Origin of the sequence: Bradyrhizobium sp. URHD0069 (assembly GCF_000701345.1) — a bacterium.
GTDB lineage: Bacteria > Pseudomonadota > Alphaproteobacteria > Rhizobiales > Xanthobacteraceae > Bradyrhizobium.
Map to the genome: position 1 here is coordinate 1 of NZ_JNIJ01000005.1, position 21,666 is coordinate 21,666.

22 protein-coding genes are annotated in these 21,666 nt (G+C 61.3%); 13 read left to right on the top strand and 9 right to left on the bottom strand.

Annotation, left to right across the window (positions count from 1 at the left end; all coding sequences use genetic code 11):
• Positions 1 to 318 precede the first annotated feature (318 nt).
• Both N554_RS0100005 and N554_RS0100010 read right to left on the bottom strand, forming a co-directional pair.
• Entirely contained in the window at positions 319 to 1,863 is a 1,545-nt protein-coding gene (locus N554_RS0100005) for an acyl-CoA synthetase (RefSeq protein ID WP_029581578.1), read from the bottom strand.
• Positions 1,864 to 1,969: 106 nt separating this feature from the next.
• On the bottom strand, positions 1,970 to 3,142 hold the full coding sequence (locus N554_RS0100010; RefSeq protein WP_029581579.1) for an acetyl-CoA C-acetyltransferase: 1,173 nt from the start codon (positions 3,140 to 3,142) through the stop codon (positions 1,970 to 1,972).
• 150 nt (positions 3,143 to 3,292) lie between these two features.
• On the opposite strand from N554_RS0100010, the gene N554_RS0100015 reads away from it, so the two are divergent.
• From N554_RS0100015 to N554_RS0100045, 7 genes are all read left to right on the top strand, one after another.
• On the top strand, positions 3,293 to 3,946 hold the full coding sequence (locus N554_RS0100015) for a TetR family transcriptional regulator (RefSeq protein ID WP_029581580.1): 654 nt from the start codon (positions 3,293 to 3,295) through the stop codon (positions 3,944 to 3,946).
• Positions 3,947 to 4,047: 101 nt separating this feature from the next.
• Positions 4,048 to 4,806, top strand: a complete 759-nt coding sequence (locus N554_RS0100020; protein WP_029581581.1) for an SDR family NAD(P)-dependent oxidoreductase — start codon at positions 4,048 to 4,050, stop codon at positions 4,804 to 4,806.
• A 184-nt stretch (positions 4,807 to 4,990) separates the two neighbouring features.
• Positions 4,991 to 6,865 (top strand): AMP-binding protein, encoded by a 1,875-nt coding sequence (locus N554_RS0100025; RefSeq protein WP_029581582.1) that lies wholly within the window; start codon positions 4,991 to 4,993, stop codon positions 6,863 to 6,865.
• A 173-nt stretch (positions 6,866 to 7,038) separates the two neighbouring features.
• Entirely contained in the window at positions 7,039 to 8,166 is a 1,128-nt protein-coding gene (locus N554_RS0100030; RefSeq protein WP_029581583.1) for an acyl-CoA dehydrogenase family protein, read from the top strand.
• 154 nt (positions 8,167 to 8,320) lie between these two features.
• Positions 8,321 to 9,568 (top strand): acyl-CoA dehydrogenase, encoded by a 1,248-nt coding sequence (locus tag N554_RS0100035; RefSeq protein WP_029581584.1) that lies wholly within the window; start codon positions 8,321 to 8,323, stop codon positions 9,566 to 9,568.
• Between the two features lie 141 nt (positions 9,569 to 9,709).
• A complete protein-coding gene (locus tag N554_RS0100040; RefSeq protein ID WP_029581585.1) occupies positions 9,710 to 10,954 on the top strand; it encodes an acyl-CoA dehydrogenase in 1,245 nt (414 codons plus the stop codon).
• Between the two features lie 2 nt (positions 10,955 to 10,956).
• Positions 10,957 to 11,679, top strand: coding sequence for a nitroreductase (locus tag N554_RS0100045; protein ID WP_197033382.1), 723 nt, complete (start codon positions 10,957 to 10,959; stop codon positions 11,677 to 11,679).
• Between the two features lie 155 nt (positions 11,680 to 11,834).
• Here the strand turns inward: N554_RS0100045 and N554_RS0100050 are convergent, their stop codons facing one another.
• From N554_RS0100050 to N554_RS42600, 3 genes are all read right to left on the bottom strand, one after another.
• On the bottom strand, positions 11,835 to 12,668 hold the full coding sequence (locus tag N554_RS0100050; protein ID WP_029581587.1) for a universal stress protein: 834 nt from the start codon (positions 12,666 to 12,668) through the stop codon (positions 11,835 to 11,837).
• 101 nt (positions 12,669 to 12,769) lie between these two features.
• Entirely contained in the window at positions 12,770 to 13,570 is an 801-nt protein-coding gene (locus tag N554_RS0100055; protein ID WP_156041704.1) for an enoyl-CoA hydratase/isomerase family protein, read from the bottom strand.
• Entirely contained in the window at positions 13,570 to 13,701 is a 132-nt protein-coding gene (locus N554_RS42600; RefSeq protein ID WP_256378714.1) for a hypothetical protein, read from the bottom strand. Before N554_RS42600 ends, N554_RS0100055 begins: the two co-directional genes overlap by 1 nt.
• Before the next feature lie 474 nt (positions 13,702 to 14,175).
• On the opposite strand from N554_RS42600, the gene N554_RS0100065 reads away from it, so the two are divergent.
• On the top strand, positions 14,176 to 14,847 hold the full coding sequence (locus tag N554_RS0100065; protein ID WP_029581589.1) for a Crp/Fnr family transcriptional regulator: 672 nt from the start codon (positions 14,176 to 14,178) through the stop codon (positions 14,845 to 14,847).
• A gap of 17 nt (positions 14,848 to 14,864) precedes the next feature.
• Complete coding sequence (locus tag N554_RS0100070; RefSeq protein WP_029581590.1) at positions 14,865 to 15,746, top strand: DUF6537 domain-containing protein; 882 nt, start codon at positions 14,865 to 14,867, stop codon at positions 15,744 to 15,746.
• A 136-nt stretch (positions 15,747 to 15,882) separates the two neighbouring features.
• Here N554_RS0100070 and N554_RS0100075 read toward each other — a convergent pair whose 3' ends face one another.
• Entirely contained in the window at positions 15,883 to 17,277 is a 1,395-nt protein-coding gene (locus N554_RS0100075) for a TAXI family TRAP transporter solute-binding subunit (protein WP_029581591.1), read from the bottom strand.
• A gap of 406 nt (positions 17,278 to 17,683) precedes the next feature.
• On the opposite strand from N554_RS0100075, the gene N554_RS0100080 reads away from it, so the two are divergent.
• A complete protein-coding gene (locus N554_RS0100080) occupies positions 17,684 to 18,040 on the top strand; it encodes a DUF3307 domain-containing protein (RefSeq protein WP_051677232.1) in 357 nt (118 codons plus the stop codon).
• Here N554_RS0100080 and N554_RS0100085 read toward each other — a convergent pair.
• Positions 18,021 to 18,530 (bottom strand): GNAT family N-acetyltransferase, encoded by a 510-nt coding sequence (locus tag N554_RS0100085; protein WP_245283484.1) that lies wholly within the window; start codon positions 18,528 to 18,530, stop codon positions 18,021 to 18,023. The genes N554_RS0100080 and N554_RS0100085 overlap by 20 nt on opposite strands.
• Positions 18,531 to 18,779: 249 nt before the next feature.
• Here N554_RS0100085 and N554_RS0100090 point away from each other — a divergent pair, with 249 nt between their 5' ends.
• Positions 18,780 to 19,181, top strand: coding sequence for a hypothetical protein (locus tag N554_RS0100090; RefSeq protein ID WP_029581594.1), 402 nt, complete (start codon positions 18,780 to 18,782; stop codon positions 19,179 to 19,181).
• A gap of 79 nt (positions 19,182 to 19,260) precedes the next feature.
• On the opposite strand, the gene N554_RS0100095 is transcribed toward N554_RS0100090, so the two are convergent.
• Together N554_RS0100095 and N554_RS0100100 are read right to left on the bottom strand one after the other, a co-directional pair.
• Positions 19,261 to 19,581, bottom strand: coding sequence for a YkgJ family cysteine cluster protein (locus tag N554_RS0100095; protein ID WP_029581595.1), 321 nt, complete (start codon positions 19,579 to 19,581; stop codon positions 19,261 to 19,263).
• Between the two features lie 155 nt (positions 19,582 to 19,736).
• Positions 19,737 to 20,435: a helix-turn-helix transcriptional regulator gene (locus tag N554_RS0100100; protein WP_029581596.1), complete on the bottom strand. Its 699-nt coding sequence runs from the start codon at positions 20,433 to 20,435 to the stop codon at positions 19,737 to 19,739.
• Between the two features lie 101 nt (positions 20,436 to 20,536).
• Here N554_RS0100100 and N554_RS0100105 point away from each other — a divergent pair, with 101 nt between their 5' ends.
• Together N554_RS0100105 and N554_RS0100110 are read left to right on the top strand one after the other, a co-directional pair.
• Complete coding sequence (locus tag N554_RS0100105; protein ID WP_029581597.1) at positions 20,537 to 20,863, top strand: hypothetical protein; 327 nt, start codon at positions 20,537 to 20,539, stop codon at positions 20,861 to 20,863.
• Positions 20,864 to 20,897: 34 nt separating this feature from the next.
• Entirely contained in the window at positions 20,898 to 21,626 is a 729-nt protein-coding gene (locus tag N554_RS0100110) for a glutathione S-transferase family protein (protein WP_029581598.1), read from the top strand.
• Positions 21,627 to 21,666: the final 40 nt, after the last annotated feature.

Here is a 21,666-nt window from a genome sequence, read left to right on the forward strand (position 1 = left end):
CAGTCGCCGCTTGAGAGATCGGCCGGTCGGCGTTCGCCACACCGGTTGAGCCGGAGCTGCAAGAGGGGAGCAGATGGTAGGATCGATCGATCCGAGGTGCGAGACAGTCCGTGGGACCCATTGGCCGAAGAAAGGTCGTGAGGCTGTTTGGAGCTCGCGTCGCGGAAACCATCTTGGCCAGCGGTCTAAAACACACCGCATCAACAGGCCGGACATATGGATGCAAGCGATCCGATCAGACCCTGAAGAACTCTTGTGGCACGGGGGCCGTCCACATATGGGTCCCGGCTTTCGCCGGGACGACGAAAGAAATTCGCTTCACACCCGCACCACCGTCTTCGGCCAGTACTTGTCCCGCAAATGCCGCTTCACCAGCTTGCCGGTGGGCGTACGCGGCAGTTCGGCTTCGAAGTCGATGCTGCGCGGGCATTTGATCGGCGACAGGCGCTTGCGGCAGAATAATATCAGCTCGGCTTCGAGTTCCTTCCCGGCGCGCGCCATGTCGTGCGGCTGCACTACCGCCTTGACCTCTTCGCCCATCTCCTCATTCGGCACCCCGAACACCGCAACGTCGGCGACGCCGGGGTGCGTGATCAGCACATCCTCGGTCTCTTGCGGATAGATGTTCACGCCGCCGGAGATGATCATGTAGGACTTGCGGTCGGTGAGATAGAGAAAGCCTTCGTCGTCGAGATAGCCGACGTCGCCGAGCGTCGACCAGCCCCTGGCGTTATAGGCGCGTTGCGTCTTCTCGGGATCGTTGTGATAGGAAAACACCGGCGCGTCGGCGAAATACACCGTGCCGATCTGTCCGGCGGGCAGTTCCTGATCGTTCTCGTCGAGTATCCTGACCTTGCCGACTACGGCGCGGCCGACAGTGCCGCGATGCGTCAGCCATTGCTGCGAGGTCGAAACGGTGACGCCGTTGCCTTCGGAACCGGCATAATACTCGATCAGGATCGGTCCCCACCACTCGATCATCTTCGCCTTGACGTCGATCGGGCAGGGCGCGGCGGCGTGGATCGCGCCCTTCAGCGATGAGACGTCGTAGCGCGCGCGCGCTTCGTCCGGCAGCTTCAGCATGCGCACGAACATGGTCGGTACCAGCTGCGACTGGCTAACCTTGTGCTTCTCGACCAGTTTCAGGAATTCCTCTGCGTCGAAGGATTCCATGACGATCGAGGTGCCGCCGAGCGTGATCGCCATCATGTTGAAGCGCAGGGGAGCGGCGTGATACAGCGGCGCCGGCGACAGATAGATGCTGTCGGAGTTCATGCCGCACATGTCCGCGCAGAGAGTTTTCAGAAACGGGTTTGGCAGATCGATCGGTTTCTTCTCGTTTTCGCGCTTGATGCCTTTCGGGCGGCCGGTGGTGCCCGAAGAGTACAGCATGTCGTAGCCGGCGACTTCGTCAGGGATCGGCGTGGTCGGCTGCACGATGGCTTCCTTGTCCCACGAGCGAAAGCCGGGCAACGGGTCATCGAGCATGTAGAACAGCGGCGCGCCGGGCGCGTTTGTGACCAGCTCCTTGATCTGCTCGGCGCATTTCGGAGAAGTGATGACGACGCGCGCGCCACAGTCTTTGACGATGTAGGCGATCTCGTCCTGGGTGAGATAGCGGCTGATCGCGGTGTAATAGAGCCCGCTGCGCTGCGCCGCCCAGCATATCTCCATGAACGCCAGTCGGTTTTCGATCAGAAAGGCGATGTGGTCGCCCGCTCTCAGGCCGAGCGAACGAAACAGATGCGCGCCCTGGTTCGACAATTCGTCGAGCTCGCGATAGCTGATCGCCTTGCCGCTGCCCGCCATCTGATAGGCGATCTTGTTCGGCTGGGTGCGCGCGTACACCGACGGATGGGTCATGGGGTTTCCTTGGGCGCGAATGGCGAATGGCGAGTAGCGAATAGGGAAGAACGAACGTTGCTCCTTTCCATTCGCTACTCGCCACTCGCTACTCGCCTCTTCCTTCTTACAGCCTTTCCACGATCGTCACATTCGCCATGCCGCCGCCTTCACACATGGTCTGCAGGCCGTAGCGTTTGTTGCGCTGCTTGAGCGCGTTGATCAGCGTGGTCATCAGCTTGGTGCCGGAGCCGCCCAAGGGATGGCCGAGCGCGATGGCGCCGCCATTGACGTTGAGTCTTGCGGGGTCCGCGCCGGTCGTCTTCAGCCAAGCCGTCGGCACCGAGGCAAAGGCCTCGTTGACCTCGAACAGATCGATGTCGTCGATTGACATGCCGGCCTTCTTCAGGGCGCGCTCGGTCGCATGCAATGGCGCATCCAGCATGATCACGGGATCGCCACCCATCATGGTCATGTGATGGATCCGCGCCATCGGCTTCACGCCGAGCGACTTGAGGCCCTTTTCGTTGACCACCATCACGCCGGAGGCACCGTCGCAGATCTGGCTGGCGCTGGCGGCGGTGAGCTTGCCGTTCTCCGCGATCAGCTTGACGCTCTTGATGCCATCGAGGCTGACGTCGAAGCGGATACCTTCATCGATGTTGTGGGTGTCGGTCGAACCGTCGGCGCGGGTGATCTGCAGCGGAATGATTTCGTCCTTGAACTTGCCGGCCTGCGTCGCCGCAATGGCGCGCTGGTGGCTGTCATAGGAAAACTCGTCGAGCTCATCCTTCGAGAGGCCGTACTTTTCCGCCATCATCTCGGCGCCGGTGAACTGGCTGAACACGATGTTCGGATAGCGCTTCTCGATGTTCGGGCTCTTGTAGGTACCGAAGCCGTTCTTGGCCGGCAGCGAGGAGGCGAGGCCCATCGGCACCCGCGTCATGGATTCGACGCCGGCGGCGATGACGCAGTCCATGCTGCCGGACATCACGGCCTGGGCTGCGAAATGCAGCGCCTGCTGCGACGAACCGCATTGCCGATCGATCGAAGTGCCGGGCACGGTCTCGGGAAGCTTCGACGCCATGATGGCGTTGCGGGCGATGTTGTTGGACTGTTCGCCGGTCTGCATCACGCACCCCATGATCACGTCTTCGATCTGGTCGGGAGCAGCGCCGGAACGTTCGACCAGCGAATCCAGCACCGTGGCCGCGAGATCCGCCGGATGCCAGCCTACGAGGCGTCCTCCTTTGCGACCGCCTGCGGTGCGTGCGGCAGCGACGATATAAGCCTCGGCCATGTGCGTTTTCCCTGATTGTTGTTTTGAATGAGAAGCGGATTTAAGGGGCGCAGCGGGATTTAGTCAATCAATCAATTAACTCTTGAGGTGGGCGGCCGCATCGGGTTAGCTGCGGTCCGCACGTCTTCGCGGGCAAGCATCGGATCACAGTTGAATACCGTCGTATCGAACAGCATTCAGGCTGCAAAAAATACCACCGCCGAAAAGCTCCTCGTCGCGGCGAGCGAATTGATGATCGAGCGCTCGTCGATCGAGGTGTCGTTGAGCGATATCGCGCAGAAATCCGGCGTCAACGCCGCCCTGGTGAAATATCACTTCGGCAACAAGGACGGCCTGCTGCTGGCGTTATTGGCGCGGGACGCCGCGACCGAAGTGAGCCATCTTGAATATCTCTTGGCGCAGCCGATTACGCCGACCGCGAAACTCAAGCTGCATATCGCGGGCATCATCCGGGCGTATCACCAGTTTCCCTACATGAACCGCCTGATCCACTACCTCTTGCACGAGAGCAGCGCGGCAGCCGCCGACGAAGTCTCGAAATTCTTTGTCGCGCCGCTGCTGGACTTCCATCGCCGGCTGCTCGCGGAAGGCGTCAAGTCGCGCGAGTTCCGCGATATTGATCCGGTGCTGTTTTACACCAGCCTGATCGGCGCCTGCGATCATTTGTTTTTCGGAAGGCACGCGATGTCGCGGGCGACCGGCGTCGGCCCGGTCACGGAACAAGTCTGCCGCCAGTACATCAGGCATATGGAAGCGCTGATTTGCGGAGGCATGTTGACGACGAGAAAAGCGAATGGCGAGTAGCGAATAGCGAATGGATAGGGTTGTGTGTTCTTGCCCCCATTCGCTACTCCCTATTCGCCACTCACCCACTTAGAAGAAACGCCCAAGGAAAGGTCTTACCCATGCAGTTGAAAGACGTTGCCGTTCTCATCACCGGCGGTGGTTCCGGCCTCGGCGCCGCCACCGCGCGCGCCATGGCCGCCAAGGGCGCGAAAATCGCCGTGCTCGACCAGAGCGAGGAGAATGCCGAGAAGGTCGCGGCCGAGGTGAAAGGCGTCGCCGTCGTTGCCGACGTCACCGATGAGGAGCAGGTCAAGGCTGCGATCGCCAAGGCGGAAGCCGCCCACGGCATCGCGCGCGTGCTGATGAACTGCGCCGGCATCGGCGGATCGCAGCGCACCGTCGGCAAGGACGGCGTCTATCCGCTCGCGAAGTTCGTCCGCATCATCAACGTCAATCTGATCGGCACTTTCAATGTGCTGCGGCTGTTCGCGGAGCGGCTGGCGACCGAAGCGCCGGTTGGAGAAGAGCGCGGCGTCATCATCAACACCGCCAGCGTCGCGGCCTATGAAGGCCAGATCGGCCAGATTGCCTATTCGGCGTCCAAAGGCGGCGTGGTTGGCCTGACGTTGCCGGCGGCGCGCGATCTCGCGAGCTTGAAAATCCGCGTCAACACCATCGCGCCCGGCCTGTTCCTGACGCCGCTGTTGATGGGATTGAACGAGGAAGCGCGCAAGAGCCTCGGCGCGCAGGTGCCGCATCCGGCGCGGCTCGGCGATGCCTCCGAATACGGCAATCTCGCGGTGCACATCGTGGAGAATGCCATGCTCAACGGCGAGACCATCCGCCTTGATGGCGCGATCCGCATGGCACCGAGGTAGTTGTTGTTGTCGTCCCCGCGTTCGCGGGGACCCATACTCCGCGGCGTTGATTGTTTCAGAAGGTCTCGGCCACTATGCCACAATGAGATGGCACGGCGTATGGGTCCCGGCGTTCGCCGGGACGACAGCAATGATAACAAGGATCCGCAAAGGATCGAAACAAAGGGTTCTGGGAGACGCAATAATGAGTGGGAATGCAGCCGTCGCGCTGACCAAGCCGGCCTTTCGCAAGATCGAGTGGCTCGATCGCGACATCGCGGTCGAGCGGCGGCCCGACGGCGTCCTCGTGTTGAAGTCGCGCATTCCATTGAAATCCTACGAGAAGCACATCCCGGCCTCGTTGGTGAAATGGGCCAAGGAGAAACCCAATTGTATCTGGCTGGCGCAGCGCACGGGCGCGGACCGGCAATGGCGCAAGCTGTCGTATGGCGAGGCGAAGCGCACGGTCGACGCGCTGACCCAGGGCATTCTCAATCTAGGGCTCGAGCCCGGCCGACCCGTCGCGATTCTGTCAGGCAATTCGATCGAGCATGCGCTGATGACGCAGGCCGCGATGCAGGCGCGGTTTCCGGCCGCCCCGGTTTCGCCGGCCTATTCGCTGATGAGCCAGGATCATCTCAAGCTCAGATACCTGTTCGACCTGATCAAGCCGGCCGTGGTGATGGTGCAGGACGGACCGACCTTCGAGAAGGCGCTGAAGGTGCTCGATCTCGACGGCGTCACTGTGATTCACGTCGCGCGTCCCTGCGAGGGCATCAAAAGCATCGCGTTCGCCGAACTGGCGGCGACGCCGATAGCAAAAGACGTCGAAGAATCGATCGCCAACATCACGCCCGATACGGTCGGCAAGCTGCTGTTCACCTCCGGCTCGACCGGGATGCCCAAGGCTGTCATCAACACCCAAGAGATGATGTGCGCCAATGCCGCGATGATGATGCAGTGTCGGCCGCGCGATCCAAATGGGCCTCAGGCCACGTATCTCGACTGGATGCCGTGGAATCACACCATGGGCGGCAATGCGCTGTTCAATCCGGTGCTGACCGAAGGCGGCACGCTCTACATCGACGACGGCCGCCCGATGCCAGGCCAGATCGACGAGACGCTGCGTAACCTGCACGAGATATCGCCGACCTATTACGCCAACGTGCCCGCGGGCTACGCCGCGCTTGCCGCTGCCATGGAGAAGGACGATGCGCTGTGCCGGAGCTTCTTCAGGAATCTGGGTTTGATGGCCTATGGCGGTGCGCGTCTGCCGGACGATCTCTATGAGCGGATGCAGGCGCTCGCGGTGCGCGCCACCGGCGAGCGCATCGTATTCTACACCGGCTGGGGCTCGACCGAGACCGCGCCGACGTCGACGGGGACCTATTGGAACACCGAGCGTGTCGGGCTGATCGGACTGCCATTTCCCGGCGTCGAACTGAAGATGGTCCCGGTCGGATCGAAATATGAATTGCGCCTGCGCGGCGTCAACGTCACGCCGGGCTATTTCGGCCGTCCCGATCTCACCAAGGCCGCGTTCGACGAGGAAGGCTTTTATTGCATCGGCGACGCCGGCGTGTTCGTCGATCCCGAAGACCCGCTGCAGGGCATCATCTTTGCAGGCCGTGTGGTGGAGGATTTCAAGCTGACGACCGGCACCTTCGTTCATGTCGGATCGTTGCGCACCGATGCCATCGCCGCCGCGACGCCGGTGATACAGGACGCGCTGGTGACCGGACAGGACCGCCCGTTCGTGGGACTGTTGGCATGGCCCAATCTCCACGCCTGCCGGCAGATCGTCGGCGATCCCGACGCGAGCTATGAGGACGTCGTCAAACACCGTGATGTGATTGCATGCCTCAAGCGCGGGCTGGAAGCGCATAACAAATCGACCAAGGGTGCCAGCAGCATGCGGATCGCGCGGGCAATGCTGATGGTCGATCCGGCCTCGATCGACGGCAATGAACTCACGGATAAAGGTTACATCAATCAACGCGCCGGGCTCGAGCGCCGCGCCACGCTGGTGGAGCGGCTCTATGCCGATCCGCCCGGAGAGGATGTGATTGTGCTGCAATGAACTTCAACCCTGCATCGTCGTCCCCGCGAACGCGGGGACCCATACGCCGAGGCCTATCAGGGTCGGGTCGGAGCCAATTTCGGATAAAACACAAACGCCGGTGGTTATGGGTCCCCGCGTTCGCGGGGACGACCTACTAAAAAGATACACCTCACACACAACAGAGCAGCGCCATGAATTTCGATTTTTCCGACGAACAAAAACAGCTCCGCGACGAGGCCCGAAAATTTCTCGCCGAAAAATGTCCGCCGAAAGCGGTGCGCGTGGTGCTCGACGGCAAGGAGCCCTACGATCGCGAATTGTGGAAGGGGCTCGCCGACATGGGCTTTCTCGGCGTCGCGATCCCGGAAGAATTCGGCGGCGCCGGTGCCGGCCATCTCGAACTCTGCGTGATCGCGGAAGAAATGGGCCGTGCGCTCGCACCGGTGCCGTTTTCGTCAACGGTCTATCTCGCGGCGGAAGCCATCCTGCTCGCCGGCAGCGATGCGCAAAAGCAGAAATGGCTGCCCCTGATTGCGTCGGGCGATGCGATCGGCACGCTGGCGCTGTTCGAAGGCAAGGGCAATCCTTCGCCGGAAGGGATCAAGCTCTCGGCAACCGGCGGTAGCCTCAACGGCGTGAAGAAGCCGGTGCCCGACGGCGCCATTGCCGATTTCGCCATTGTCGCCGCACGCACCGGCTCGACCGGCCGCGACAGCGACGTCTCGCTGTTTCTGGTGGACATGAAAGCCGGGGACGTCGAGGCCAGGACTTTGACCAGTGTCGACCCCTCGCGCGGCCAGGCCGAACTTGCCTTCAGGAATTGCAAGGCTGAGCCGCTCGGTGCCGCCGGGGAGGGCTGGAGCACCCTTTCCCAGCTGCTTGACCGCGCCGCGGTGCTGATAGCGTTCGAGCAGGTCGGCGGCGCCGATCGCGCGCTCGAAATGGGCCGTGACTACGCGCTCGACCGCATCGCGTTCGGCCGGCCGATCGGCTCGTTCCAGGCGGTGAAGCATATGCTCGCCGACATGTACGTCGCGGCGACGCTGGCGCGTTCGAATTGTTACTATGGAGCCTGGGCGCTCTCGACCAACGCGTCGGAACTGCCGGAGGCCGCCGCCGCCGCGCGGATCAGCGCGACGCAGGCGTTCCAGCATTGCGCCAAGAACAACATCCAGGTGCATGGCGGCATGGGCTTCACCTGGGAGTTCGATTGCCACCTTTATTACCGCCGCGCCAATGCGACCGCGCTGTCGCTCGGCAGTCTCTCTTATTGGGAAGACGCACTGATCGACCGGATGCGCAAGAAGAACGCGGCGTAAACAACAAGAGGTGTCGTCCCCGCGAAAGCGGGGACCCATACTCCGGGAAGTCTCGATGAGAAGATGCTGCCAAACTCCGGAACAATGTTAGGCGCCGGTGGCTATGGGTCCCCGCGTTCGCGGGGACGACAACAGAATTCTAGGGACGACACAGATGAACTTCGACGACACCCCGCAGGAAGCCGCGTTCCGGGCCGAGGCAAAGGCCTGGATCACGGCCAACGCGCCCAGGCAGTATGAGGAGGAGTTGCGCAAATCCTCGCTCGGCCGCACTCAGCTCAAGGGCGCCAACATCCTCGAAGTGGCAAAAGCCTGGCAGAAGAAAAAGGCGGATGCCGGCTGGGCCTGCCTGCACTGGCCAAAGGAATATGGCGGGCGCGGCGCAACCCCGATCGAGCGCGTGATCTGGCAGCAGGAAGAAGGCCCCTTCGGCAGGCTCAGCGGAATGTTCATCATCGGTCACGGCATGTGCGGGCCGACCATGATGGCCTTTGCCGGTGAAGATCAGAAGCGAAAGTACCTGCCGCCGCTCGCATCAGGCGAAAAGATCTGGTGCCAGCTGTTTTCCGAGCCCGCCGGCGGATCCGATGTCGCGGGCCTGCGCACGCGCGCGGAAAGGACAGGCGACGACTGGATCATCAACGGCCAGAAGGTCTGGACCTCCGGCGCGCATTATTCAGACTACGGCATCCTGCTGACCCGTACCGATCCCAATGTCCCGAAGCACGAGGGCCTCACCATGTTCTTCCTGGACATGAAGAGCCCGGGGGTCGAGATCAAGCCGATCAAACAGGCCAATGGCCAGTCCGACTTCAATGAAGTGTATTTCACCGATGTGAAAATCCCGGACTCGCAGCGGCTGGGCGAAGTCAATGACGGCTGGAACGTGTCGCTGACCACGCTGATGAACGAGCGTATGTCGATCGGCGCGGGCGTCGCAACCGGTTTCCCGGAGTTGTTCGAGTTCTGCAGCAATCTGATGCTGGAAGATGGCCCGGCGATCGATGATCGTAATGTCCGCTCCAGGCTTGCCAGTTGGGCGGTGAAGGCGAGCGGGCTGAAATACACCAGCATGCGCGCGATCTCGGCGCTATCGAAAGGCGAACGTCCGGGACCGGAGAATTCGATCGGCAAGCTGGTCGCGGGATCGATGATCCAGGATGTCGCGGCCTACGCGATGGACTTGCAGGGCGGGGCCGGCGTGCTGAGCGGGCCTGAGGATGCGGAGGCCGCGGGAAAATTCCAGGCGATGCTGCTGCGCGCGCCCGGCACCCGCGTCGAAGGCGGCACCGACGAGATCATGCGCAACATCATCGCCGAGCGCGTGCTCGGTCTGCCCGGCGACATCCGGGTCGACAAGGACGTGCCGTTCAACAAGATACCGACCAAAGGACGTGGCTGAAGATGCCTCATCCTGAGGAGCCGCGCGAAGCGTGGCGTCTCGAAGGATGGTGCAAAAACTCATGGTTCGAGACGGCGCAAAAGGGCGCCTCCTCACCATGAGGAGGAGACACCGCAAGATTTCAGACTTGAGAGGTTCGTGATGAATTTCGATGACACCCCGCAGGAAGCCGCTTTCCGCGCTGAAGCGCGCAACTGGATCGACGCCAATGCGCCGAAGCAATTCGAGGCGGAGCTATCCAAGTCATCGCTCGGTCGTATCAGACTGCAGAAAGAAGAAATCGTGGACGTCGGCAAGGCCTGGCAGAAGAAGAAGGCCGAAGCCGGCTGGGCCTGCCTGCACTGGCCGAAGGAATATGGCGGGCGCGGTGCCGCGCCGATCGAGCGTGTGATCTGGCAACAAGAAGAAGGCGTTTACGGCAAACTGACGCAGCCGTTCCAGATTGGCGAGGGCATGTGCGGGCCGACCGTGATGGCCTATGGCACCGAGGAACACAAACGCCGCTACCTGCCGAAGCTCGCTTCCGGCGAACAAATCTGGTGCCAATTGTTCTCGGAGCCGGCTGGCGGATCGGACGTCGCCGGATTGCGAACGCGCGCGGAGAAGAAAGGCGAGAACTGGGTCATCAACGGCCAGAAGATTTGGACCTCGGGCGCGCATTATTCCGATTACGGCCTCTTGATCGCGCGGACCGATCCTAATGTGCCAAAGCACAAGGGACTGACGATGTTCTTTCTCGACATGAAGAGCCCGGGCGTCGAAGTGAGGCCGATCAAGCAGGCCAATAGCATGCAGGAGTTCAATGAGGTCTACTTTACCGATGTCGTTATTCCCGACAGCCAGCGTCTCGGCGCGGTCGGCGACGGCTGGAATGTGTCGCTGACCACGCTGATGAACGAGCGGATGTCGATCGGCGCACGTCTTGCGACCGGCTTTCCCGAGATGTTCGAATTTTGCTCCAATCTGATGACCGACCGCGGGCTCGCCATAGACGATCGCGCGACGCGCTCGAAACTCGCCAATTGGGCGGTGAAGGCGAGCGGGCTGAAATATGCCAGCTACCGCGCGATCTCGGCCTTGTCGAAGAGCAAGCGTCCCGGACCGGAAAATTCGATCGGCAAGCTGGTCGCAGGTTCGATGCTGCAGGACATTGCGATGTATGCGATGGATCTTGAAGGCGCGGCCGGCGTCCTCACCGGTGCTGCGGAAGAAGAGGCCGGCGGACAGTTCCAGCAGATGCTGCTGACCTCACCGTCGATGCGCATCGCCGGCGGCACCGATGAAATCCTCCGCAACATCATCGCCGAACGCGTGCTGGGTCTGCCCGGCGACATTCGCGTCGACAAGGATGTGCCGTTCAACAAGATCCCGACCAAGGGGCGATGATTATGGCGGACGCCAACGTGGGCGCGCCGGTCAGCCGGCATAGCGTCGAAGAGCGCATTGGCATGCTCGAAGAGCTGCTGGATGAACGCTATTCCGTCCGCGCGTTCCTGCCGCAGCCGGTACCGCGCGAGACCGTCGAGCATGTGCTCAAGGTGGCGCAACGCACGGCGTCATGGTGCAACAGCCAACCGTGGCAAGTGGTGATCGCGAGCGGCGAAGCCAAGGAGCGTTTCCGCAAATTGATCTACGGTGAAGCCGCTTCGGGTGCCGAAGACGGCCATGATTTCCCGCCGCCGCGCGAATATCTGGGAGTCTATCTCCAACGCCGCCGCGAGAGCGGCTTCCAGCTTTACAACACGCTCGGCATCGCGCGCGGCGATAAGGCGGCCTACGCAAAACAGGCGCTGGAGAATTATAATTTCTTTGGCGCGCCGCATGTCGCCATTATTCATACCGACGAGGCGCTCGGCGTCTACGGCGCGATCGATTGCGGCGGCTATGTCGGGAATTTCATGCTGGCGGCGCAGGCGCTCGGACTCGGCACGATTCCGCAGGCGGCGCTCGCGCGCCATTCCGGTTTGATCCGCCGTCACTTCAATCTCGGCGACGATCGCCGCGTGGTCTGCGGAATTTCATTCGGATTTGCGGATCACGCCCACAAGGTCAACAGCTACCGGACCTCGCGTGCCAGCATTGCCGACACCGTCACCTTCATCGAGGAATAGTTACCCGACCAGTAGCGATGGCTTGACGGCGGAAAGCGGCTCATCGCGAACGCCCGACCTCAGATAGCGTTCAAACGCGTCGGAGGGAAGCGGCCTCGAAAACAGGTGTCTGCGCCGTAACGACACTACACTCCGGTCGAAGGATCGTTGGTCATCTAGTGTGAAAACAGGATCGGCAGTGGCGGTTTCGACAGCAGGCTATGGGTCGCGCCGCCAAGGACGAACTCGCGTAGGCGGGAGTGCCCATACGCGCCCATCACGAGCAGATCGGCTTTATGGGAGCGCGTATACGATTTGAGAACCGCTCCGATCGCCTCGCCTTTGGCATCGACCTCGTCCAATACGACATCGATCCCGTGCCGAGCCAGATTTTTGGCCAGCTCCCCGCCAGAGCGCTTCGTTTTCAGGGCCTTCTCGTTAACAACCGTTACGACGCGAACCTTTTTTGCCAGTTCTAGAATAGGCAAGGCAGCGGATACCGCGCGGGCGGCACAGGTGCTGAAATCCCACGCCACCGCAACCGTCCCCAGTTTGAACGGACGGGGTCGCGGCTCTTCGGGCAGGATGAGGGTAGGCCTTCCCGATCCGAATATGAGCGCCTCGGCGTACCACCGATCGTATGCCGCCCGCACCGAGAGGATCGTAAGATCGCGGAGCCGCGCATATTCAACCACGATATCCGGGACCTCCAGCGTGAGGCATTTCTCGAGGATCGTCTCGTGAAGAACACCAGATTTTTCTGCCGCTGCGTCGAACGCAGCAAGGAGCTCGCGCGCGTTGTTCCGGCTTTTGGCGGCTTCCCCCGCGAGCATGGCATCGACAGCCGAAGTCGAAATAAAATGCCCGGGCACCTGGACGCGGGTCTCGCATGAAAGCGCGGCGATATGAGCGCCGAGCACGGCCGCGATTGAGACCGCATCATCGACCACCGATACCGGCGTCGGATCCGGATAGCTGTTCAGCGCAACGAGGATATCTTTGAATGTCATGAAGCCCTCCTGTTGCAAAAACAATAAGACGCTCTGGCGAGGCAGCGGGTTGATCTAGCTCAATAGCTAAGCTAGACCGATCTACCAACATCGCGGCGGAATCATGCGCCGAACTTCGGTGGACGTTTCTCCGCGAACGCCTTGATGCCTTCCTTGATCTCGGCGCTGCGCATGCTGTCGCGATGGCGGCGGTCGGCAGCCTCTTCATCCATCGTGCCGCGGGCGAATTCGTTGATGGCGCGCTTCATGCCGCGCATCGCGACCGGCGCGTTGCCGGCGAGAGCGGTCGCCAATCGATCGACTTCTTCATCAAGCGCCTCGGCCGGCACCATCGCGGTGAGATAACCGATCCGCAGCATTTCCGCAGCGCCGATCTTCTCCGCGGTCAGGAACAGTTTCTTGGCGTTGTCGACCCCGAGCCGCGACACGTAGCGCTTGATGCCGCTCTTATAGTAATGCAGCCCGAGCCGCGCCGCCGGCATGAACATCTCGCAAGCGTCGACGCCGATACGGAAATCGCAGGCCAACGCCAGATCTGTCGAGCCGCCATAGACGCCGCCGTTGAGCCGGCAGATCGTCGGTACCGCGAGGTCTTCAAGCCGGTTCACGACGATCTCGAACGCCGATCCGGCGGTCTGCTCCTCCGCGTTATCAGCGCGTTCGGCGATCGAGCCAAGATCGTATCCGGCACTGAAGGCACGGCCGGTGCCGGTCAGCACCAGAACCCGAATTGCGGAATCGGCCTCGATCCGGTCGAACAGTTCTAACAGCGCATCGAGATCGTCGGGCTGCAGCCGGTTCAAATGCTTCGGCCGGTTCAGGCGGATGGTGGCACGGGCGCCATCGACATCGAGCACCGGCGGGCTCGCCGTCTCGGCGGCACTGGGAGCGTCTCGCTTCATCATTTGTTCTCCAGCGCGCGCCGCTTGGCAACGCCGCAGGCAACCGCGACATAGGCCGCTTTGGTCATGTTGCGGCCGGCGGTTGAGGCCACGAATTGCGCCAGAGCGGGAGAAACAAGCGGCTTGGACATCGGGAGGTGGCGCATGGTCGCTGAAAAATACCTGATACGGTCATTCCGCGCGTGACCGGTCCGGCAAAGTGCCCGGGTGGGGGGAGGCCGTCAACGATCACCGGGAAACAGCGTTATCGGCGGGGCCGGGAAGGGCGGATCTGATGCAACGTGTCCCGAACGCGGTGCAGCGGTCTTCCGGCGATGGGGTGCATTGGTCCGGTTCACGCTGTTCCGCGGAGCCGGGACCCACGAAGGCGGGTCCAATTTCCGGATCCGCAGCGCCTTGCGGCCCCGAGCGGGCTACACGGCATCCGGGGATCGTCCGCCGAGCCCGGCGAGAGCGGAATTTTTGGCCGGGATTGGATAGAAACCCGGACAAACGTCGCTTTTTCCCCATATATCAAAGGCTCCCGCCGACACTATCATTATGACGGGGCGGGCTCGAATCCGATTCCGCGATTTGCTCAGTCCTTAAAAGCTTGGTTGGCCCCGATGGATACCTCACATCTCGCAGAACACGCCGGCACTGCAGGCATGCTGTTCGCGTCCATTTTCGTCGTTGCAACGACCACAATGCGAACGATGATCCCTTTGCGGGTTTTCGGCATTCTCACCAATATCGTCCTGATCGCGACCTCGATTCCGACCCGTCATTATCCGACCGGGCTGCTGCACTTGGTGTTGCTGGTGCTCAATTCGTATCGGCTGCACCAGATGTTGCAGCTGGTGCGCGACGTGAGGAAATCGGTCAACAGCGATTTGTCGATGGAATGGTTGAAGCCGTTCATGACCGAGCGCAAATGCGAAGCCGGCGAGGTGCTGTTTTACAAGGACGAGAAGGCCGAGGACATGCTCTACATCGTCAGCGGCCGTTACAAGCTGGTCGAATCGGGCATTGAACTGCCGGTGGGCGCGATCGTCGGCGAACTCGGCATGCTGTCGCCCTCGAACATGCGAACCCAGACACTGGAATGCATCAAGGCCGGCGTCATCCTCAGCGTCAGCTATACCAAAGTCGAGGAACTCTACGTGCAGAATCCGGCCTTCGGTTTCTACTTTCTTCGTCTTTCCAGCGCCCGGCTGTTTCAGAACATCGCAACACTGGAGCAGCGGCTGGCGCAGCAGGCGGCACCGGCACCTGCCTCCATTCCGAAGCCCGCGTAGTACGTCGGAGCGTCAAATTGTCAGGCGTGCTTTCCTCGCTGCGCTATTTGCTCTCCGACTTCATCGGAGAGGGCGAAGGCACGCCGCCATCCCTGCCCGACGGTTTGCCCGAGGGCGCAGCGGCTGATGTCAGCGAGGGCATTCATCGGCTGATGGAATACCAGGGCGCCAGCTATGCGCGGCTTTATGTGTATCGGTTGCGCCGGTTCATCGGCCGGCCGGACGTCGATGACGCGATGTTCGGTGAAATCGCGCGGCTGATGGCCGTGCGCATGAGCTATGAGGATCCGATCCGGATTGCGCAATTGAAGCTTGCCGAATACGAGATGAATGCGGGCGATCCGCGCGCTCCAATTAAAGACGACATCAGGAAGTTCAGGCTCGATGAATTGGTCGGCGCGCTGCCCGCTATTATCGCCGAGCCGCTGCTTGATATGCTTGAATGGATGGGTTGGACGCACAAACGGGTCTCGATCCGCTTCAGCGCAAGAAGCTGGTGGGGAATTCGCCGGTTGAAGATGGAGGCGTCGTTGCGGCGATGGCGTCGATTCTCGGTGCGCTACGTCAAGGAGCGGGCCTGGGTCGAACGCTGGCTACACATGATCAGCCGGAGCCTCGCCAAGCAGCCGAAGGCCACGCCCGCCATCGTACAGACCGCGACCATGGTGCAGGGTTATGGCGACGTTTATCGCCAGGGTCTTGCCGACTGGCACGCAATCATCGATGGCCTCGCCAAGCCGACCTTCGACGGTGTGCTGCCCTTGTCGGACCTTGCCGGCGCGATCGCAGGGGCGCGCGCCGCGGCGATGCTCGACCCGCGGCAGGCGGCCCTGAAGCGCACCATCGCGGAGATCAGGGCGCGGGCGCTTAGCGCCGGCGCAAGTGCCGCTGCGGGTTGATGTTCGATTACCGAGAAGACGTCGTTTCGCGTCCTGCCCTCGGCGTCGGTTGCCGTCAGAACGGATTGACGTAGTTGAGGACGGCCAACTGCCGCACCAGGACCTTGCGGATGACATGGGTAGCCGTGGATTGATATTACGCGCTTTGCGCGGTCTTGACGATCACCACGTTGTCGTCGTGGCCGGCGTGCCGCTTCAGGCTCTCGCGCCGCATGCCGAGCTCGTCACGCACGAATTCGTATCCGAGCTTGAAGGTTTCCAGCCCGTCGGTTGAGATCGTACCGTCGCGCAATCCAATCACCACGCGCCGCAGGATGGTTTCGAGTTCGTCCTGCAGCGCATCCAGCGCATCCATCGAAGTTGCATGTTCCATCCGCTCGCCGATGTCGAGAATGGCGGTTGCCAGCTCGCTGGCCTTCTCCGGCGCAACCCGGGTCACCTTGGTGTAGAGCGCGGCAAATATCGAACCGATGATGCTGAGCGCTGCCACGCCCACATATGCAAGGTCGCTGTAGCGGTCCACGAACGATTTGGTATCGTCGTTGATATATTCGGCGGCGCCCTGGTGCGCGACGATGAAGGCATCCTTCTCGGTGTCCGCCGGTTCGATCCTAGAGGCAAATCCATTCTCCAGCGCGAGTTCGGCCTTGTTTTCGTAGATCGTGCGCGCGAGATCTCCTGCGGTTGAGGGCGACATTTTGGACTGCGCGACCAGCAGCCACCGCAGCCCGATGGTGGCGAGATCGTCATCGGGAATCGCGGGCGCGGAGGACAGCATGCCCGTGTCCAGCGTCTCTTCGGAAATCCCCGGATTTCGTCTTGCCAGCGCCTTCGACTGGTCGATCGCGTTCAGGGTGAAAGCGCCACGTTTGGCATGTTGTTCATAGCTCTTGTCCTTCACGATCTTCGAGGCATGCGCAATTGCGATGACCGCGCCATAGCCGCCTGACGTGAACAGCTGGTCGAACGTCGAATACGGCGGCGCCAGCTGGATCCGCGAAGCCGCGTCGGAGCCATCGGGAATTTCCAGGATACCGCGGACGAAGGCGGCGTTATTGTCGCTGTCAGCCAGTACCGCAATCTTCTTTTTCTTCAGCTCCGCGAGCGACTTGATCTTTTTGCCGCCAGGGCTGATCAGCAGCAATACGTCGTGCTCCAGTATCGCAAGCGCACGCGCGCGCGGCGGTACCTTGGCGTCGGTGCGCAGCACCGCGAGATCAGCCTGCCTGCGATCGAACTGTGCGAGCGCCTTGGCGCTATCGGCGTTGGGCACGATCTTGAGGCGCAGCTTTGAGCTGCTGTTCTTGAGCACCGCGGCGAGCTTGCTGGCAAAGCGGGCTTCGACGCTGTTGGCGTCGCCTACCGCGAAGATCAACGTTTCGGAGTTCCTCAGCCAGATCCGGCCGCCCCAAACGGTTACGATGGTCAGGATCAATGTCAGTGCGGCAAACAGCAGCATCTGCCTGCGGTTGCTTACCCGCGGCCGCGCTGGCTGCTTTTCCACATTCGGCGTCGGGACCTCAGCGCTCATGCTCACAACCGCCCCCGGGGCGCTTCGCCGCCATCCGGCTCAGCGGTGCGGCTAAACGAGATCGTAAATGGCTAAGAAAGATACTTTGCAGCTTAAGGATGATATCCGGCCCGGGACCAATTGCAAATTGGGCCTTTTCGGTAACCTTACCGGGTTGGACGCCGATATCGCAGGAGATATCGCAGTTAAGTCACACCATGTGTTTTTCGGACTACCCATAGGTGCATTCCGGCGCCGGAGGTGTCATAAATAAGCAATACCGGTCGGATTGTCCGGGTTTGAGAAGAAGTAGCGCTGAACGCCTCCAGTCTACCCGCACCATTCCGAGTCAGTCCTAGCGAGGACGTCAGCTTTGTCGTTTCCAGCCATGTCGTCGTCGGTTCCCGTTGGTGCGCTGGTGGGATGGATGCTGCTTCTCACCGTCAAGCACATCATTGCCGATTTTGTCCTGCAAAGTTCCTGGATGGCGATCGGCAAGGACCAAAAGACCGGCTGGGCGCTGCCCCTGCTCGCCCACTGTCTGGTACATCTCGCCGTGGCAATGACGCTGATCCTGCTTGTCGCGCCGAAGTTCTGGTTCGTCGCCGTGATCGATTTCGTCATTCACATTACGGTTGACCGCGCCAAGGGATTTTGCGCGTCGACCTTTAACGTGACGCAGGAGCACAAGCACCCATGGTTCTGGACGCTGATCGGGGTCGATCAGGCGCTGCACCATCTCACCGGCTTCGGCCTGGCGATCTTCATGGCGGCGAACGGCTGATATTGCCGGTTTCGGGACTTGCGTCTTGGATCAACACGCTCAGGCGGTGTTGTCCGACATTGCGTTCGATCGAGGTCCAGCCCAGTCTTTCGTAGTACGGCGTACGCTGCGGCCGCGCGCAGAGATAGGCCCGGCTAAAGCCCAGCGCGAAGCAATCGCGCGTTGCACGGTCGACCAACGCGGCGCCAATGCCGCGCTGACGCGCCTGCGGCTCGACCCAAACCGCCGCGACCCATGGCGTAAATTGCGGGCGCTCCACAAGATCGGATGCGATCACCGACGCCGTCCCAAGAAATGCTCCGTCATCATGCGCGACCAGCGCGAAAGGGACGGTCATCGCGCTCATGTTTTCGCGCAACCGGCTGGAAATATAGTCGAGCGGATGGCCATCCGCCTTCCACCAGGCCTGCCAGATCCGGTCGGCAACCGTGTCGAAGAACTCGGGGCGCTGCCGCAGATCGGAAATCGCAAAGCGCATTGCCGGTTTCATGTGAGGAACGTCGCCGTGTCGCGATCAGTCTTACTTCACTCTTCCGGCCATGTCCTCATACCCTGCGAAGCGCGGTGTCCAATGTCACGGGGCGGAAGCACTGAAGCTCGATAGTCGCGCAAAACTAAATCATCCACAGGGCCGTTCCGATTCGCGCGCATCCATCAAGCACCCCGTGCGACCACCGAGTGCCGTGGTTAACCTTTCGTTAGACAGTTGCGTTGCATCTTGCGGACCGGGAGATTGCAAATGTTTTCAAGCCGTGAAGCCTTCGAGAACGATTTCTGCCCGGTGCGGGATGAGTTGCTTGGCGAAATGTATCGCGCCAACGGAAATGGCCTGTCCCGGCTGGTGGAGAGCGTCGCTTCCGATGTCCGAGCCATGCTGGCGCTGTTCTGCTATCGCCGAAGCCATCTGCACTCGCTGGCGCTCTCGATCGCCGCAAGCTGCAGCGAACACGAACTGACACAGTTGGGCGGTCGCGTCGGCACTACGCTTTACGCGCTGTCCCGCGAACCGGCCGCGCACGACGCGCCGTCATCGGCTTACGGCCACCGCAAGCCGATCACGCTCTCGACCAAGCCGCTCAGCACGTTCGCGCCGCTTGACGACGAGCTTGACGAAGAGTTCGCCGAAGCCGTAACGGCGTAAATCCCATAGCCGTCGTCCCGGGCAAGCCAACGGGTCCGCGGCGTCTGGATCCTGCTTTGGCAGGGACGACGCGAGAGAATTAAACCAGCACCGGCAGGCCGTGCTTTCTCCGCGCCATCGCGCATTCGACATCGCCGGGCATGCAGGTCCGGCAGACTTCGGGCCGCGCTGCATAAATCGTACACGAGGTCGCCACGCCGACTTTGCCTGACAGCGCCGAACACCGCTCGCCGTCGCAGCGCATTCCCGACAGCTTTTCGTTGACGAATTTTTCCGGAATGGAATCGAGCGCGGCGTCGTCCTCGACGGTGAACCGCGGCCAATTCGACGAATAGGAACAGCAGGCGCCGCAGGCCTGGCACGGGTTTTCGACACTCGTGGCTTGATCGCTTGTCTCCATGGTTTCGTTTAGCGCGGAATGGAGCGATCGACCAGTGAGAGCATTTTCAAGCGAAGTGGAGGCCGGTTCGCGTCGGGAAAACACGTCAAATCAAGAATCTGGAGCCCGTCGATTCCATCGAAAGGGATAAAGGCTCTGGCCGCGTGGTGCGCCTATCAAATATCGCTCGGCTGCTCCCAGACCAGGCTCCTTCGCCATCTCGCTCTGAGCAGGTCGCGCCGCTCGGGATATTTTTCGTCGAGATACGAGGCATCGACGACACGGTCGGTTCGAAAACTGCGAAAATCCCTGCGCAGTTCGCACCATGCCGCCAGAAGCCGCACGGCTTCGAGATAGCCGATGGCGATCGGCCAGATGGTGCGTTCGCTGTCCCGGCCGTGTTCGTCGCGATAGCGCAGCGCGATCTTCTTTCCTTCGTGGATATGCGCTCGCGTCCGCGTCATGTCGATGCGGTCAGGTTCCCTGCGCCACCCCGGGCGGGCGCGGCTGGCGGGCTCCAGCACAAAAGGTCGTAGCCGTTCAGGGACGGTATCGGCGATCTTTGAAATCAGGTCGTGCGCGGCCCGGGACAAAGCTGTATCGGCATGGCCGGCGACCCATTGCGCGCCGAGCACGGCAGCTTCGATCTCATCGGGGGTGAGCATCAGCGGCGGCAGGTCAAATCCCTTCTCCAGAATATAGCCCATGCCAGCCTCGCCGCGGATTGGCACGCGCTGTGCCATCAGGGTCGCGATGTCGCGGTAGATCGTTCGCTTCGAGGTTTCGAGTTCTGCCGCGATCGCATCCGCCGTGAGTGGTTTGCGGGTGCGCCGGAGCACCTGAATGATCTGGAACAGCCGGTCGGCACGTCTCATGGGGCGTCTCTTTTTAGGGGCAGCCTCGCCGCTGCTGACAGCATGTTGGCAGCAGGTGGCGGCTATATCGGGACAACACTTCAACTGAAGGGAATTTGTCCATGATGAATCTTGATGACTTCGGCCTCCGCGCAGGTTTCGGGCCTCTCTGGCGTGCCCCGACTTGGGGATTTCAGACTTGGAAATTTCAGAATTGGGCATTTCAGACTTGGACATTGGAGCGCCTGATTTTCTTGAACTGCGCGTCCGGGGATATGCGCTGGGCGATTATTGCACTGGCCTTGCGTTCATTCACCGCGGTTTTGGTCTTCGGGCAAAGGCAGTTTGTCCTGTTGCTTCGAAACGTCGCGGGCCGCCTTGGGCAGCGAGCCCGCTTTGCCGCCGACATGACCGATGCTGACACTATGGTGGCAGCAGGGGGTAGCTAGGGTGAGGCGTCCTTTCCAGCGATCGGGAGCTTACATGATTACCCTCTATGGCTTTGGCGCCGGATTCGGCCTGCCGGAGATCAGCCCTTTTGTCACCAAGACCGAAGTGCAGTTGAAGATGGCCGGCCTAAGCTATCGCAAGCAGAGGGCGATGCCTCCGGCCTCTCCCAAGGGGCAACTGCCCTATATCGAGGATGCCGCGCAGAGCATCGCCGATTCCACCTTTATTCGCGCGCATATTGAACGCAAATACGGCTTCGATTTCGATGCCGGCCTTGATTTGCGAACGCGCGCGCAGGCCTGGGCGTTCGAGCGGATGATCGAGCACCACGTCTATTGGGCGCTGATCGGCGCGCGCTGGGTCGATTTTGAGAACTTTGCAAAAGGGTCGGCCCATTTCTTCGATGGCACGCCCGAGCATCTGCGTGACAGGCTCCGCGAAGACGCGCAATTCCGCGTCGCCGAGAACTACCTTCTGAGCGGTCTCGGCCGCCATGCCCCGGACGACGACATCGATCTTGCCGTCCGTTCGTTGTTGGCGTTGTCGGTTCAGCTCGCGGACCAGCCGTATTTAATGGGCGAGAGGCCCTGCGGTACCGATGCCACCGCATTCGGTGCACTTGCCGGGATCCTCACGCCGTTCTTCGATTCGAAATTGCGGGAGCGAGCCGAGGAGTTCCAGAATCTCACGGCCTATGTCGACCGGATGATGCTTCAGTACTATCCGGACTTTGCCTGGAAGCCGCTGCGACAAGCCGCTTGAATTCCAGAGCCTCGGTTCTGACAGAATCAGAATCGAGGTC

Bases quoted from the DNA above. Each gene is read 5' to 3' on its own strand.
- N554_RS0100005 (WP_029581578.1), bottom strand. From the start codon at position 1,863: ATGACCCATCCGTCGGTGTACGCGCGCACCCAGCCGAACAAGATCGCC.
- N554_RS0100010 (WP_029581579.1), bottom strand. From the start codon at position 3,142: ATGGCCGAGGCTTATATCGTCGCTGCCGCACGCACCGCAGGCGGTCGC.
- N554_RS0100020 (WP_029581581.1), top strand. From the start codon at position 4,048: ATGCAGTTGAAAGACGTTGCCGTTCTCATCACCGGCGGTGGTTCCGGC.
- N554_RS0100025 (WP_029581582.1), top strand. From the start codon at position 4,991: ATGAGTGGGAATGCAGCCGTCGCGCTGACCAAGCCGGCCTTTCGCAAG.
- N554_RS0100030 (WP_029581583.1), top strand. From the start codon at position 7,039: ATGAATTTCGATTTTTCCGACGAACAAAAACAGCTCCGCGACGAGGCC.
- N554_RS0100035 (WP_029581584.1), top strand. From the start codon at position 8,321: ATGAACTTCGACGACACCCCGCAGGAAGCCGCGTTCCGGGCCGAGGCA.
- N554_RS0100040 (WP_029581585.1), top strand. From the start codon at position 9,710: ATGAATTTCGATGACACCCCGCAGGAAGCCGCTTTCCGCGCTGAAGCG.
- N554_RS0100045 (WP_197033382.1), top strand. From the start codon at position 10,957: ATGGCGGACGCCAACGTGGGCGCGCCGGTCAGCCGGCATAGCGTCGAA.
- N554_RS0100050 (WP_029581587.1), bottom strand. From the start codon at position 12,668: ATGACATTCAAAGATATCCTCGTTGCGCTGAACAGCTATCCGGATCCG.
- N554_RS0100055 (WP_156041704.1), bottom strand. From the start codon at position 13,570: ATGAAGCGAGACGCTCCCAGTGCCGCCGAGACGGCGAGCCCGCCGGTG.
- N554_RS42600 (WP_256378714.1), bottom strand. From the start codon at position 13,701: ATGTCCAAGCCGCTTGTTTCTCCCGCTCTGGCGCAATTCGTGGCCTCA.
- N554_RS0100065 (WP_029581589.1), top strand. From the start codon at position 14,176: ATGGATACCTCACATCTCGCAGAACACGCCGGCACTGCAGGCATGCTG.
- N554_RS0100075 (WP_029581591.1), bottom strand. From the start codon at position 17,277: ATGAGCGCTGAGGTCCCGACGCCGAATGTGGAAAAGCAGCCAGCGCGG.
- N554_RS0100080 (WP_051677232.1), top strand. From the start codon at position 17,684: ATGCTGCTTCTCACCGTCAAGCACATCATTGCCGATTTTGTCCTGCAA.
- N554_RS0100085 (WP_245283484.1), bottom strand. From the start codon at position 18,530: ATGAAACCGGCAATGCGCTTTGCGATTTCCGATCTGCGGCAGCGCCCC.
- N554_RS0100090 (WP_029581594.1), top strand. From the start codon at position 18,780: ATGTTTTCAAGCCGTGAAGCCTTCGAGAACGATTTCTGCCCGGTGCGG.
- N554_RS0100095 (WP_029581595.1), bottom strand. From the start codon at position 19,581: ATGGAGACAAGCGATCAAGCCACGAGTGTCGAAAACCCGTGCCAGGCC.
- N554_RS0100100 (WP_029581596.1), bottom strand. From the start codon at position 20,435: ATGAGACGTGCCGACCGGCTGTTCCAGATCATTCAGGTGCTCCGGCGC.
- N554_RS0100105 (WP_029581597.1), top strand. From the start codon at position 20,537: ATGATGAATCTTGATGACTTCGGCCTCCGCGCAGGTTTCGGGCCTCTC.
- N554_RS0100110 (WP_029581598.1), top strand. From the start codon at position 20,898: ATGATTACCCTCTATGGCTTTGGCGCCGGATTCGGCCTGCCGGAGATC.